The organism is Sulfuritalea sp., from assembly GCF_031426875.1.
Taxonomy (GTDB): domain Bacteria; phylum Pseudomonadota; class Gammaproteobacteria; order Burkholderiales; family Rhodocyclaceae; genus Sulfuritalea.
Genome location: NZ_JASJPC010000033.1, coordinates 47,109 through 62,117, shown reverse-complemented (window position 1 = coordinate 62,117; position 15,009 = coordinate 47,109). Strand labels below are relative to the sequence as shown.

The following is a 15,009-nucleotide window of genomic DNA, read 5'->3' as shown; positions in this document are numbered from 1 at the left end:
ACAAGAGCATCACCTCGACGAACAAGACCTACAACGAGATCGACAGCAACGGGAATTGGAAGTGGGTTGGCTCGGAATGGAGCGACAACAACGGCAACAGCGGCTGGAACACGAGCAAACTGGTGGCGGACGCGGCTGACCGCGACAGCGATCTCGATACGACGGAGCTGATTCGCCAGGAAAGCGGCTCGAACACCTGGTCGTGGACAGATGGCACCACGACGCGGACGGAGACGAGCAGCTTCGAGTGGTACTACGCCAACGACACCACCTGGACCTTCCTGGGCGGCCAGGAAGTGCGCAACGGCGAGACGACCACGTACGACGCCAGCTGGAACGTGATCAGCCGGACGACGACGATCTCGACCGACTTCACGGAGCTGACGAACACCGCGGACAAGGCCTACATCCTGTTTGACGACGGGAACGCGGGAACACCGCTGTACTACAAGCAGACCAACAGCTGGGTGGACGGGGCCAACAGCTCGCAGGAGATCAGCTATTACGATGCATCGGGCACCAAGCTGGGCGTGGTGAACGTCAACGTAAGCACATGGTTTGACAGCGGGCAGAACAAGAGCATCACCTCGACGAACAAGACCTACAACGAGATCGACAGCAACGGGAACTGGAAGTGGGTTGGCTCGGGATGGAGCGACGACAACGGCAACAGCGGGTCGAACACGCGGACGGTCGAGGCGATCAGCTTCGACTTCAACGGTGACGGCACCGTGGCTGTGGACGAGACTAATCAGACGGTGCAGGTCGAGCGCGGCGAGAACACCTGGAGCTGGGTCAACGCCAGCAGCCAAACGCAGACCGAAACCAGCAGCTTCGAGCACTACTACGCCAACGACAGTAGTTGGACGCATCTGGGTGGCAAGGAAACCCGCAACGGCGAGACGACCGCGTACGACGCTAACTGGAACGTGATCAGCCGGACCTTCGACACGACGGGGCTGACGGATGTTCTGAGCAACACGGACGGTATGGCGTACGACCTATTTGGTGCGGCGCTATACAGGACAGACGCGGTCTCGGGCGAAACGACCTATTTTGACGCCATTACCAGCGCGAAGATTGGTTCGAGCAATACCAACACCTGGAACGATGGTAGCTACAGTTCAACTAACACGACCTACAACGACGCCAACTGGAACTGGCTGGGGTCGGAGTTCCAAGACAGCTATGGAAGCGGCCGGAACGCACGGACGGTAGAGTCCGTCACCTTCGACTTTGACGGTAACGTTACGACCGGAGACACGACGCAGATGGTGCGCGTCGAGAGCGGTCAGTTCACGCCAACGGGTGAGACGACCCCGCGAGACAGCTGGGAGTACTACTACAGCAACGACGGCAGCCTGTCCTTCCTCGGTGGCTGGCGAACGATGAACGGCGTAACGACGACCTTCGACAGTAATTGGAACATCATTGGCGGTGGGCCGACCGATCCCAACGACACGACGATTCCTTCTGTGGTGGGAGCAATCTTTACGGAAGGCGAGAATTCCACCATCACATTGCGAATCAGCGAAGCGGTGACGTGGTCCGGCACGGGCACCCCGATGCTGAGCTTCTTCAAGAACCCGGATTACTCCAATGGCTGGTCGCAGGACGCCTATAACGCATCGGTGATCTCGATCACTGGTTACAGCGTGGACGCGACCGCGAACACGGTCAGCTTCAGTACCAACGCTAGCTTGACAAGCACAGACATCGTGCAGGTGCAATACAACGCGATGCCGATGCATGGCAGCTTTGTCGATGGCGGTGGCAATTCCGTACAGAGTGGCGAGATCTGGTTCGGCGGTTCCGGCGCGAGCATCATCGACCTGGACAACCACGGTTCGTGGCTGCCGATCCAGATTCGCGGCAATGGTGGCGACGACAGGCTGGTCGGCACCAATGCAGCAGATGTTCTGATTGACGGTGGCGGTGCAGACACGCTGATCGGTGGCGAGGGTTCGGACACCATCGTTCTGGTCGAGAACGGCGGAACTGTCCCGTATTCCCGTGACGTGGTCATCATCGCGCCGGGTGACAGCATCGTCGGTGCCCGGGATCTGGTCAAGGGCTCGGCCACTTCGCCCACCGACACGGGCTTCGACATCGCGTCCAGCGATGCGCTCAAGCACGACGTGCTGAGCCTGCCGTCCGCGCTTATCGCCGGTAACACGACGGGAATTGTCGACGGTACGGACTCCGCCGGAGGCATTTCGGGGCACAGCATCAGTAACGGCATCGCCACCTTCCATAACGTGAGCGGAACGTCGCTGGTCGTTGTCTTTAACGCTACGGACGCAGTTGCCGGCACGAGCGTAACCTCGTCCGATGCTGTGGCCTACCTGGCAGCCAATATCCATGAGGTCGGCGCCACCGTCGGCTTCAAGGTCGACGTGAATAGCGATGGCAGCCTAACCAACAGTGACTCGCTGGTGGTGTTCCAGGATGCTGGCACGCTTGCAACGCAAGGCGGCATTGCTCCACCCGACACGCTGGTGACACTGAGCGGCCTGATCGGCGTTGCCAGCGCGACGCTGGGTAATACTGAAGGTGTCAACGTAGTGCAACTCGTCGATGTCCAGGGGCCTGAGGTCATTGGCTTCGGGTTGACCAGTGACGGCTTCCAGCTCGACTTCACTGAAAACGCCTTGATGCCGACCGGAACCTTGGCCCTGACGATGAAGAAGAACGGCACTGACGTCGTCACGTTCTCCAGCGTTGATGGTGGCGGTACGGCCAACTGGACGGTCCACACCGATACGGCATTCACGCAGGAAGACTGGGTGCTGATCAATTACAACGGCAGCGACAGTAGCAATGGCTTCCGCGATGTGCTCGGCAATGTCAGGATGGATCATGATGAGGTCGGCTACGGCGGTTCGGCCGAGGGCGGCAGCGGCAACACCGTCATCGATCTGAGCAATTCCACCCTATTCTCAGCCACTGGCGGCTACGATCTGGAGGGCGCTCCGGGCAACGATACCCTGATCGGATCGGCTGGCAGCGACTGGCTGGAGGGCGGCACGGGAGCCGACACCATGACTGGCGGCGCGGGTGACGACGATTTCGGGTTCAACCCGGGCGACGGCACTGCGGTGAGCTATGCCAGCGGTGTCTATACCTTTGCCGGCGGCGCCGACATGATCACCGACTTCGCGCTTGGCGACGGGCTGAATCTGAACCTGCCAGCCACTCGTGATTGGGCAGCGACCTCGCCGGACAACATGGGTGATGACGACTACATCCTGGTGCAAGGCAACTACAGCGGCGGCAGCTTCAACGAGAACGTCACGGGGACCGATACCCTGCTGGTCTATGACGGCGATGCAACATCGAATTTCGCGGCGACCGGCGTCGTCCTGAGCGGCGTTACGCCGTCGCAGTTCAGTGCCAGCGGCGACTTTCTCTCGCTTTTCGACTACACCGCGCCCGTGCTGCTAAGCGCCGCGGTGAACGGCTCGACGCTGACGCTGACCTATGGCGAGACACTGGACGCGAACAGCGTGCCCCTCCCCGGCGACTTCACTGTCGGCACGGGTGCCGGTTCGCTCACCGTCAGCAGCGTCGCTGTCAGCGGCACCACGGTCGCGTTGACCCTGGCCAGCGCAGTGGCGGCATCGGATACCGTTACGGTCGGCTATGCCGGCATGACTGTTCAGGACAGTACCGGCAACGATGCGGCAACCCTGAGCGGCTATGCGGTCAATAACGTGACAGGCGGTGCGACGACCGGAGCTACGTTTATCAACTGGACAAACAACGAAGCTGGGCCGGTGACTCTTGCGGGCGACCGGATCGAGATCCAGGTGCACTTCAGCAATCAGGTCGTGGTCACTGGCGCGCCGACCCTGAGTCTGGACATCTACAGCGATGCGGGCACGCTGACCCGCACCGTGCAGGCCACGTTCGAGCAATACAGCGACGGGGGCTTTAACCCGGCCTTTGGGCAAAGTTCGATGAAATTCGTCTATACCGCGACTGCAGCTGACATTGGCACCTTCCATATCGGCAGCGTCAGCCTCAACGGCGGCAGCATCACCGGCATGGCCGACCAGTTATCCGCCAACCTGACGCTGGATAGCACGAATCGCACCATCACCACTGGCAGCTACCTGTATGGCGACATGGTGGCCAGCGGTTCCGGCACGGCAGCCAACGATGCCATCGGCGTGTATGAAAATGACCCGGCGCTGGTGCAGGTGACGGACGGCCAGTATGTGGTATCCACTGGCCCCGTAAGTGGCTATTCCGTTACGGGTGGCGAGGGAAATCGCGACATTCTTGGCGTGCCGATAGTGCTGCCGGGTACCATGGATGCGGCCACGGCGAACGGCTACCACCTGGAATACGACGTGACCAGTGGCCAGATCAGGGCCATCGCTTCCGACGGTAGCGTGGCGATAAGCCACACGGTGCCGACCGGGACCTTCGCCCTCGGCGTGGAACAGTTTAGCTACCACATCATGTATTTTGACGGTACGGCGTATCAATACACCGACGCCACGGATATTCTGCTGGCCAACGGGGTTGCCACCTACACCGATGCAGCGGCCTCCAACGAGCACTTCGTGCGCGGCTCGCTGGGTGCCGACGTGATCGATCTATCGAGCGACGTCGACGCGGCCGCGCGTTACACCGTGCGAGGTGGTGCCGGCAATGACACCATTACCGGCTCCGCCGGCAAGGATGCGATTCTCGGCGATGGTGGCGCCAATGTCATCGCTGCCGGCGCGGGCAACGACGCGATCTTCGTCGCCAACAACGGCAACAACACCGTGGCCGACGGCGGCGCCGGGACGGACCATCTCGTATTCACGCTCGGCGGACAGCAGATGGCCATCGCCGGCCGCATCATGGGTCCGGCGATCCAGAGCCAGGTCGGAACCTGGGGCACGACCGGCTTCGTGGCCAACGGCACGACGAATGCCTATCGCCTCGACACGGACGACAGTGGCGCCATCGTCGTCAAGGACTACACGACGCTGGCGACGCTGATGACGGCCACCAACATGGAAACGCTGCAGTTCCGTTTCGACCAGTGGGACGGCCGCGCCAGCATTCCGCTGCTATTTGGCACGAGCGGCGCGGATAACCTTGCCAACGTCGGCACAGTGTCCGCATTGCTCAGCGGCGGCGCTGGCAGCGACACGCTTGCCGCAAGCAATCTTGGCAACGATATGCTGATGGGCGGCAGCGGCAACGACAGCCTCAACGGCGGCACCGCTCGCGACTTGCTGTATGGCGGTACCGGTGACGACCAGATTAACGCCGGCGCGGGAAATTACGACTGGATCGTCGGTGGCACTGGTAACGACGTGCTTGACGGTGGTGCGGGAACGGATTATGCGGGTTTCGTCGTCCATGCATCGGGTACGACCACACCGGTTATCGGCGCTTACGACAGTTCGATCGGCGGCTTCAAGGTCAGCCAGGAAGGTGTTGATCTGGCGCAGATCGTCTGGAATGCCGCGAACAGCATCTGGACGGTTACCGACCTGAGCGATTTGACCGCAACAGGCTTCGGCACAGATTTCGTGAGCAACGTCGAGTATCTGACGTTCGACCAGGATGCCGGCGGCATTCAGGCGCTGAGCGTCAATATGGCTACCTTGGCCAGTCAATTGGGTGGCGGCACACCGCCGGCCGACACGACGGCGCCGACACTGCTAAGCGCAGTGGTGAACGGCGCGACGCTCACGCTGACTTACGATGAGGCACTGGACGGCGTGAGCGAGCCACCGGCAATGGCCTTCATGGTTAACGTCAACAGTAGTCCCGCCATGGTCAGCGACGTCGCCATCAGCGGCAGCACAGTTACTCTCGTGCTGCAATCCGCCGTGACCGAGGGAGCGACGGTCACCGTGGACTACAGCGTGGGGCCGCAGATGACCACGCCGATTCAGGATCTGGCCGGAAACGATGCCGGCGTTCTGATGAACCAGACCGTCAGCAACACGACCACCGGAGGCACCCCGCCACCGAGTGGAGACACGACAGCACCTACTGTGGTTGGCGCTAATTTCGCCACAAACTCGATCACGCTGACCTTCAGTGAAGCGTTGGTCACCTTGGATGGATCGCCACAGCCGCAAGGTCTAATGTTGTTCCAGAATCCTGACCCCGCAAGTGGCAACCAGGGAACCAGCATCCAGGTCACGGGCTTCACTGTTTCTGGGAATGCCTACACCTTCCAGACCTCGACAGCGCTGGGCACCAACGATGTCGTGCAGGCTACCTACGACGCAGGTTGGGGCAACATGGGCGATGCCGCAGGCAATGAGCTGACCTCAGGGGAAGTCTGGTTTGGGGGCAATGTCGCCAACACCATCGACCTGGACAACTACGGCACATGGCTGCCGATCCAGATCCGCGGCAACGGCGGCAATGACCTGCTGTTCGGTACCAATGCGATGGACGTCCTGATCGATGGCGGCGGGGCGGATACGCTGATGGGTCGCGAGGGATCGGACACCATCGTCCTGGTCGAGAACGGCGGGCTCGACGGCCAGCCGGGCTATTCCCGTGACGTGGTGTATATCCAGCCCGGCGACAGCGTGGTCGGCGCCGCCAACCGGGACATCGTCGTCGGTTCGGCGAGTTCCCCCAGCAACACAGGCTTCGATATCGTTTCGAGCGATACGACCAAGCACGACCAGCTGAGTCTGCCCTCGGCGCTCATTGCCGGCAATACGGCGGGGCTGGTAGACGGCACCGACTCCGCCGGCGGGATCGCTTCGCACAGCATTGCCGGAGGCATCGCGAGCTTCTACAACGCGAGTGGCACACTCCTGAGTGTCGTCTACAACGTGGCGGACGCCAGTGCCGGAGTGCGCGTCACCTCGAGCGACGCCGTGGGCTACCTGGCAACCAACTTCCATGAAGTTGGCGCCACCGTCGCCTTCAAGGTGGACCTCAATAACGATGGCAGCCTGGACAACCTCGACTCTCTGGTGATCTTCCAGGACGTCGGTACCCTGGTCACGCAAGGCGGCTTCGCCCCGCTTGACACGCTGATCACCCTGAGCGGGCAGGGCGGCTACGGCCTGAGGGGACTGGCTGCTGCCACGCTGGGTACCACGGAAGGTGCCAATGTGGTGCAGCTTGTCGATACCCAGGGGCCCGAGGTGGTCGGCTTCGGACTCAACACCGGTACCGGCTTCCAGCTCGACTTCACGGAAAACGCCTATATGCCCACCAGCTTGGCCCTGACGATGAAGCTGAGCGGCACGATCGACGTTGTGTTCACCGGCCTTGCTGGTGATGGTACGTCCAACTGGACAGTGCAGACTGATCGGGCATTCACGCAGGAAGACTGGGTGCTGATCAATTACAGCGGCAGCACCATCAGCAATGGCTTCCGCGATGTGCTCGGCAATGTCATGGTCGATACACCCGACCCCGGCTACGGCGGTTCGGCCGAGGGTGGCAGCGGCAACAACACCATCGATCTGAGTGCATTCACCGCCACCGGCGGCTACGACCTGAGCGGCGGGGCGGGCAACGATATCCTGGTTGGCTCGGCATACGAGGATTGGATCGACGGTGGTACGGGCGCCGACACGATGACGGGAGGCAGCGGGCCGGACGGATTCGCGTTCCTCCAGGGGGATTCGCCCCTGGTGACTCTGAACAATGGCGTCTACAGTTTTGCCAGTGGTGCCGCCGATGTCATCACCGATTTCGGTGCGGACGACGCGATCTGGATTGACATGCCGGAGGTATCCACTCAGGGTCCCCGCAGCTTCGGTGATTCGTCGTACGAAGTGGTGCAGGGCAGTTATGGCGCCGGGTCGTTCACCGCGGGCGCAGGCGCCGACACCCTTCTCGTTTATGATGGCGATTCGACGGCCGGCGCAGCGATGTCAGGTGTCGTGCTCAGCGGCATTACGGCAACGGGCCTGATGACTTTCGGCAACTACATTACCCTTAACACTCAGCCTGTATAAACTCCCGTTCAGGCACTTCCGCAGGAGCCGCCCGTATCAGAGGGCGGCTTCTTGTTTTAATGAGATTCTGCAAGGATGCATTCACCATGGCCGATGTAATCGAATCAATGAAGGCAGCGCATGAGCGCGAACTCGCCACCGTTCTGGAACAGCAGGAAAAGCAGCTGCAGGCCATGCTTGCGCAGCAGGAAGCGCAACTGGCCGGCGTCAAAAAGCAGCAGGAAATGCAACTGAACGGGATGCGCGAAAGCCACAAGGCACAGCTCGGCTCCCTGCGTGCCCGCCATGCGGCCCAGCAGGCTGCGGCGACGCAGGTCGTGCCCGGCGCGCAGCCGACGAAGCACTGAACCCACGTCGCTTGGGTATGAAGATTCTTTCGCTAGGCCTGGTCATCCTGGCATGGGCGGCCGGTGCCGCCCATGCCGATTCGCTGCCAACCTTCGATCGTGTCCTTGAGGCATCGCTGACCCAGCATCCGGCGATTCTCGGCAAGCGTTCGGCACGGGACGCCGCTTCGGCCGACAAGGAAGGCGCCGAATGGGCGCGCTATCCGACGCCCAGTGTCGAGGCGACATCCGCCAGTGACGCGCGGCCGGCCGCCGGGCTGCTGCGCATCGATCAGCCCCTGTGGACGGGCGGGCGTATCAGCTCGGGCATCGAGGCTGCCGGCAGCCGTTTCGACGCCGCGGGCGCCGGGCTGGACGAAACGACGCTGGAGGTCTCGCTGCGGGTCATCACCGCCTACCTCGAAGCGCTGCGCCAGAAAGCCAGGGAAGGCCATGCCGCGTCCGGCGTGGAGGCTCATGAAAAGCTGCTTGCCATGATTCGCCGTCGCGTCACGCAGGAAGTCAGTTCGCAGACCGACCAGCGTCTGGCGGAGTCGCGGCTGTATCAGACGAAGAATGAACTTTCCCTGGTTTCCCAGTCCTTGAAGAATGCCTTGACCCAGCTGGCGCAGTTGAGTGGTCAGCCGGTGCGGGAAGTTTCCTGGCAGGATCTCGACGACAAGGGCGTGCCGGCCACATTCGACGCGGCGCTGGAATCAGCGCTCGCTTCCTCGCCGACCCTGCGCCGACTGCGCCACGAAGAAGAGGCGGCGACTGCGGAAATCGACCAGAGGCGCTCGGCCTACATGCCGCAGGTCGCCTTGCGCTTCGAACGAAGCTCGGGCGGCGGCGTGGCCGCCGACAGCCGGGCGATGCTGGTGCTGCTGGCTCAGCCGGGAGCGGGCTTGTCTGCGGCCTCGGGGGTGGATGCGGCGATCGCCCGGCGTGAAGCCGCGCGGCAGGCCCGGGACGCTGCCGAGCGCGACCTCAGGGAACGCATCGCGGTGGATTGGGAAGAGTGGACGGCAGCCCGTTCGCGGCTGGAAACGGCGCGCCTGTCCAGCTTCATGTCGGGCGAGGTGTTCGCTTCCTATGAACGCCAGTATGTGATCGGGCGCAAGTCCTGGATCGACGTGCTCAATGCCGTGCGCGAAGCCACCCAGGCACAATTTTCCGCCGAGGATGCGCGCGCCCAGTCCATCGCTGCCGGCTTGCGACTGCGGGCCCACGCTGGAACCCTGACCAAGAAATGAGCGACCCATTGAATGCAGTAACGAGCAATGAGCAGGCTGGCGTCGCGCAAGGCTGTATGGGGCAACTGGTGGATCGGGCGGCACGTCTGTCCGGGCAGCGAGTCGAGGGCGCCCGGCTGGGCGACCTCAGCCAGCTGCCGGATCGGGTAGGAGCGCCGTCCGGCAGAACTGCCGCGGAATTGTTTGTCGAGGCGTGGCGCCTGGCCGAACTCGACGGCGTGCCGCAGGCGATCAGCGCGCCGACTCCCGCCAACCTGCCTTTTGTGATCCATACCGGAACCCTTGGCTGGGCCCTGATTACGGCGCGGGCACATGACGGCAGCTGGCGTGGCGAAGGTATCGGCGGTGAAGCCGTTTCCTCGGCGGATCTTGCCGACGCAAGCTGTCTTTCACTGCCACCTCGCTCGCGCGAGGCGAAGGCCCGGCCGCGCGCGCTGGAACTTGTACGGCAGGCGCTGTGGCAGCGCAAGGGCGTGTTTGGCGACGCGGTGCTGGCCACCGGCCTGGTTTCCCTGCTGGCGCTCGCTACGTCGCTCTATGCGATGCAGGTTTTCGATCGCGTCATACCGAATCAGGGATTCCACACCTTGTGGGTGCTGACCGTGGGCGTGGCGCTGTCGGTGGTGCTGGAACTGCTGCTAAAACAGGTGCGCAGCCATACCGTCGACCGCACTTGCAACACCATCGATCACGAATTGTCGGAGTGGTTTTTCAAGCGCATGCTCGGTATTCGCATGGAGGTCCGGCCCGCTTCGGTCGGCACGCTGGCTTCGCAGGTCAAGGGTTTCGAAATGGTGCGCGGGGTCCTGGCATCGACCTCGCTTTTCGTTCTTGCCGACGTGCCGTTTGCCATCGTTTTCCTGCTGGTCATCGCCGCCGTCGGCGGCTGGGTCGTCGTCGTGCCCCTGATCTTCCTGCCCATCGCGCTGACCACCGGCCTCATGTTCCAGGGCGCCATCCAGCGCCATACCCGACGTAATCTTTCCGCCAGCAACCGCAAGGCCGGCCTGCTGGTCGAGGCGGTCGACGGCGCCGAGGCGCTGAAGTCGAACAGCGCCGAATGGGCGATCCAGTCACGCTGGAATCGCCTCGTGGCCGAAACCAGCGACGCCGAACAGAATATTCGCAGTTATACGGCCTTGTCGCAGAACCTCACCGTGGCCTTGCAGCAGTTGAGCTATATCTCGCTGGTGGCAGCAGGCGCTTATTTCGTCACTGAAAATCGGCTGACCATGGGTGGCCTGCTGGCCTGCTCGATCATAGGCAGCCGCGCCATGACCCCGATTGTGCAACTACCCGGTGTCATGGTGCAGTGGGCGCTTGCCCGTGCCGCCCTGGACGGACTGGAACAGATCGTCGCGTTGCCCAATGAGGCGGACGAGGCGCACGCGGCATTGATGCCGCAAAGCCTCGAAGGCGGTTTCCGTTTCGAGCGGGCACGCTTCGTCTATGGCATGGCCAAGACCGCGGCGCTCGAAGTCGAGCGCCTGGAAATCAAGCCGGGCGAGCGGGTCGGCTTGATCGGGCCGATCGGTTCGGGCAAGAGCACCTTGCTCAAACTGGCTTCCGGTATGTATCGCCCGGCCGAAGGCAAGGTGTTTCTCGGCGGCGTCGATCTGGCGACGCTGGCACCGTCCGTGGCGCGCGAGGTCATCGGCTATCTGCCGCAGGACACGCGCCTGTTCAGCGGCAGCTTGCGCGACAACCTGTTGCTCGGCCTGCCCGATCCCGGCGAAGAGGCGATTCTGGTTGCGGCGAAGCGCACCGGCCTGATCGATTTGATTCTGGGGCAAGCCGCCGGCCTGGCGCTTGAATTGACCGAGGGAGGGCGCGGGGTTTCCGGCGGACAAAAGCAGTTGATAGCGCTGACCCGCATGCTGCTCGCCAAGCCGAAGGTTTGGCTTCTGGACGAACCAACCGGGGCGATGGATTCGGCAACGGAGGCGCGCGTGGTCAATCTGTTGCGCGAACTGGCTGCCGAGGGCGCGACCCTGCTGGTGACGACGCACAAGACGGCTTTGCTGCCCCTGCTCGATCGGCTTGTGGTGCTGCATGGCGGGCGCGTGCAACTCGACGGTCCGCGCGACGCCGTGCTTGCCAGGATCTCCGGCAAGGGACCCGCTCAGCAACCTTTGCCTCAGGAGGCATCCGCGTGATCACGCATTTGAAAATGGGAACCGGTCGCATATTGATCTGGGGCAGCGCACTGGCCATCATCGGTTTCCTGGTCTGGGCCGACTGGGCGGTACTGGATCAGATCACGCGTGCCAGCGGCCAGGTAATTTCCAGTTCGCGCAATCAGGTGATTCAGGTCATGGAAGGTGGCGTGTTATCGGAACTCCCGGTGCGCGAAGGCTCGGTAGTGAAGCGCGGGCAACGGTTGGCGCGCTTCGATCACACCAAGGCCGAAGCCAGCTATCTGGAAAGCGCGGCCAAGTCGGCGGCGCTCAAAGGGACGGTGGCGCGCCTGAATGCCGAGATATTCGGCGGCGCGCCAGTTTTTCCGCCCGAACTGGCCAAATACCCCGAGTTTCGTGCCAACCAGCTCGCCTTGTTCGCCAAGCGCCAGGGGGCATTGCGCGAGGAAGTCAGCTCACTGGAGAAAGCCGAAGCCCTGATCAAGGAAGAGCTTGAGATGAATTTGCCGCTGGTCCAGGCCGGCGATGTCAGTCGCGCGGAAATCATCAAGCTGCAGCGGCAGGTCGTCGATGTCCGCAGCCAGATCACCAACAAGCGCAACAAGTACCTGCAGGACTGCCAGGCCGAGTTGGTGAAGGCCGAGGAAGACCTGGCGGGCGTGCAGCAGATCGTCACCCAACGCAAGGAACAACTCAGTTTCACCGAGGTGCTTTCGCCCATGGATGGCATTGTCCGCAATGTGCGTCTGACCACGCTGGGCGGGGTGGCCAAACCGGGCGAAGAAATCATGCAGATCGTTCCAGCGGACGAGGACTTGATCATCGAGGCCAAGGTCAAGCCCGCCGAGATCGCTTTCGTCAAACCGGGCCTGCCGGCAACGATCAAGCTCGACGCTTACGATTATTCGATCTACGGCATTCTTCATGGCGAAGTCAGCTATATCAGTGCGGACACGCTGACCGAAACCATCCAGGGGACCGAACAGTCGTACTACCGGGTACAGATCAAGACCACAGGAAAGGGCCTGGTCAACAAAAAGAACGAACCGATCCTGATTCAGCCGGGAATGACGGCCATGGTCGAGGTCAAGACCGGGCAGAAGAGCGTCTTGCAGTATCTGACCAAGCCGATTACCAAGACACTCTCGGAGTCGTTGGGAGAACGCTGACCCGGCGGTCAGCCGCCCAGCAATTGGAAATCCAGCGCCGTGATGGTGCTGGCACTGGTGTTGAGCAGCACGGCCAGGTATTCCCCACTGCTGGTGCCAATGACCGTATTGCTCGCGGCGGTGTCGGTGTCGGTGCCGTTGCCTTGGCTGATGGTCAGGTCGGCAAAATCGAGCCCGCCCGCCAGCATGATGCGGTCGATGCCATCCTCGAAGTCGTAGAGCATGTCGGCCGCCGCCAGGCCGGTGCCGCCATCGCCGGCGGCAAAGGTGAAGACGTCGGCCCCGGCGCCGCCCACCAGCCGGTCCGCTCCGGTACCCCCCTGCAGGACGTCCGCCCCGGCCCCGCCCAGCAACGTGTCGTTGCCGCCCAGGCCGTCCAGTTCATTGTGGCCCCGGTTGCCGCGCAGCAGGTTGTCGGACGCATTGCCGGTGCCGTCGATGCTCAAGTCGATGGTAGTGGTCTTCCTGCCGAAGAAGCCGCCGCTGCGCAGCGTGACGGAACCGGTGAGGAAGAGGTTCTCGACGTTGTCGGCGAGGACATGACCGGTCTTGGCGCTGACGCTGTCGATGCCGTTGTCGGCCAGTTCAGTGATCTGGTCGAAGCGATGATCGACGACATACAGATCGTTGCCGGTGCCACCTTCCATCTGGTCGGCACCGCGGCCGCCATCGAGCAGGTCGTTGCCGTCGCCGCCGAGCAGGGTGTCGTTGCCTATGCCGCCGTGGAGACTGTTTGCGAAGTCGTTGCCGATGATGGAATCGGCTGCGCTGCCTCCTATTGCGCGCTCGATGACCACCCCTGCGGCAATTGCAAGGTTGCTCTGTCCATCGTAGAGGGCTCCGGACACCGAAGGGCCGAACATTTCAAGGATGTCAGCCATGTTCAGTTCGGGCGGTTGCGAGAGCAGCAACTCGGTTTCCGTGGTGCGCATGCCGATCGAGCTGTAGTTGCCCGGCCGTAGGTCGATGGTGCAGCCCAAGGTCTGGCTGGTGCAATCGATGGTGTCCCAGCCGCCGCCATCCCATATCGTCTGGTAGAAAGTCGCGTTGTTCTCCCACCTATACACGTCATCGCCCGTAGCCGTGCCTTCATTTGCGCCATAGAGATACTGCAGAGCCGCAATGTCTCCCGGCATCAGCGAACTCACCGGGATATGGGTGTAGGTGTAGAAGCCACCTTCCAGGTTCGAAACGATGACCGATGACGGCGTCGCGGTGTAGGACATCATCGTGAAGCTTTCGACGTCGTGCGCCGCGTCCAGCGTGATGTTGCCCTCAAAGGGATGCTTCAGGCCAAGGGCATGGCCGATTTCATGCAAGAAAACGGCATAACCCTGGTTGCCGGGAAGAAAATCGGTCGTCACCCAGTCGATGGCATGCCCTTCGATCCAGATGTCGCCGCCGACGTCGGCTTCGGCAACTTCCAGAATCGCGCCCTCGTTATAGAAATACTGCCAGGCCGGGTAGTAGGCGTAGCCAGCCGACCCGGGCTGGCTGTTCAGGCCAAAGGTGATTTGCCCGGTTTGCCCGTCGGGCGCCTCGACAAAAACGACATCGACGAAATCGGCAATGCTTGCCAATGCCGCCCGGGCTGCGGTGCGCATGCCCAGCAAGGTCTCGTCAAATGCCGCGAAGTCGATGATGGGCGATGAATAGTCGGCGGCGTACTCTGGAAGTGATTCGAGAAAGGAAAACGTGACGACTGCGCTCGTGCCGATGCCGGCCGGATTGGAATCCTGGCTGCCTACGGCCGCCGGAAAGTTCCAGCGCGCTGTCGTGTAGCCGTCGAAAATCGCCAACAAGCCTTCCAGCGGGTCTGTAGTCGTAGTCATGTCATCGGAATTGCGCTTCGCGTTCGGATGAATGAATCAAGCGTGCTGCCTCAAGTGCCGGCGAAATCGGTCACGGAGCAGCTGGTGTGCTCGCCCTGTCCTTGGCCTGGTTCTGGATTGTTTCGCGCACTTTTTGGAATTGCTCGGCCATCTGCATGAATGCGTCCACCGGCATCGCCAGGCGAAATGCCGGCGCGAAGGTGGCCTGGTTCTTTTCGACGTCTATGGTTTCGAGTCGGGCGAAATCCAGCCTGGCGATGCCCTGGTGAATTTGCAGATTGACGAGACGTTCGGCAAAAATATCCTGCATCCTTGGTTCTCCCTTGTTGAGTCGATTTGAAT

7 protein-coding genes are annotated in these 15,009 nt (G+C 62.1%); 5 read left to right on the top strand and 2 right to left on the bottom strand.

Annotated features, from left to right (window positions below; translation table 11 throughout):
* Positions 1-122: 122 nt before the first annotated feature.
* The 5 genes from RMO95_RS14920 (at position 123) to RMO95_RS14900 (ending at position 12,835) form a co-directional block, all read left to right on the top strand.
* Positions 123-7,949: a SwmB domain-containing protein gene (locus RMO95_RS14920; protein ID WP_310451434.1), complete on the top strand. Its 7,827-nt coding sequence runs from the start codon at positions 123-125 to the stop codon at positions 7,947-7,949.
* A gap of 86 nt (positions 7,950-8,035) precedes the next feature.
* Positions 8,036-8,296 (top strand): hypothetical protein, encoded by a 261-nt coding sequence (locus RMO95_RS14915; RefSeq protein ID WP_310451433.1) that lies wholly within the window; start codon positions 8,036-8,038, stop codon positions 8,294-8,296.
* A gap of 17 nt (positions 8,297-8,313) precedes the next feature.
* Positions 8,314-9,528, top strand: coding sequence for a TolC family protein (locus tag RMO95_RS14910; protein WP_310451432.1), 1,215 nt, complete (start codon positions 8,314-8,316; stop codon positions 9,526-9,528).
* Positions 9,525-11,684, top strand: a complete 2,160-nt coding sequence (locus tag RMO95_RS14905; protein WP_310451431.1) for an ATP-binding cassette domain-containing protein — start codon at positions 9,525-9,527, stop codon at positions 11,682-11,684. Before RMO95_RS14910 ends, RMO95_RS14905 begins: the two co-directional genes overlap by 4 nt.
* Complete coding sequence (locus RMO95_RS14900) at positions 11,681-12,835, top strand: HlyD family type I secretion periplasmic adaptor subunit (protein ID WP_310451430.1); 1,155 nt, start codon at positions 11,681-11,683, stop codon at positions 12,833-12,835. Before RMO95_RS14905 ends, RMO95_RS14900 begins: the two co-directional genes overlap by 4 nt.
* An 8-nt stretch (positions 12,836-12,843) precedes the next feature.
* Here the strand turns inward: RMO95_RS14900 and RMO95_RS14895 are convergent, their stop codons facing one another.
* A complete protein-coding gene (locus tag RMO95_RS14895) occupies positions 12,844-14,667 on the bottom strand; it encodes a M10 family metallopeptidase (protein WP_310451429.1) in 1,824 nt (607 codons plus the stop codon).
* 70 nt (positions 14,668-14,737) lie between these two features.
* Positions 14,738-14,977, bottom strand: a complete 240-nt coding sequence (locus RMO95_RS14890) for a hypothetical protein (RefSeq protein WP_310451428.1) — start codon at positions 14,975-14,977, stop codon at positions 14,738-14,740.
* Positions 14,978-15,009: the final 32 nt, after the last annotated feature.

Excerpts from the sequence above, each read along its gene's own strand:
- RMO95_RS14895 (WP_310451429.1), bottom strand. The coding sequence starts at position 14,667 with ATGACTACGACTACAGACCCGCTGGAAGGCTTGTTGGCGATTTTCGAC.
- RMO95_RS14905 (WP_310451431.1), top strand. The coding sequence starts at position 9,525 with ATGAGCGACCCATTGAATGCAGTAACGAGCAATGAGCAGGCTGGCGTC.
- RMO95_RS14910 (WP_310451432.1), top strand. The coding sequence starts at position 8,314 with ATGAAGATTCTTTCGCTAGGCCTGGTCATCCTGGCATGGGCGGCCGGT.
- RMO95_RS14890 (WP_310451428.1), bottom strand. The coding sequence starts at position 14,977 with ATGCAGGATATTTTTGCCGAACGTCTCGTCAATCTGCAAATTCACCAG.
- RMO95_RS14915 (WP_310451433.1), top strand. The coding sequence starts at position 8,036 with ATGGCCGATGTAATCGAATCAATGAAGGCAGCGCATGAGCGCGAACTC.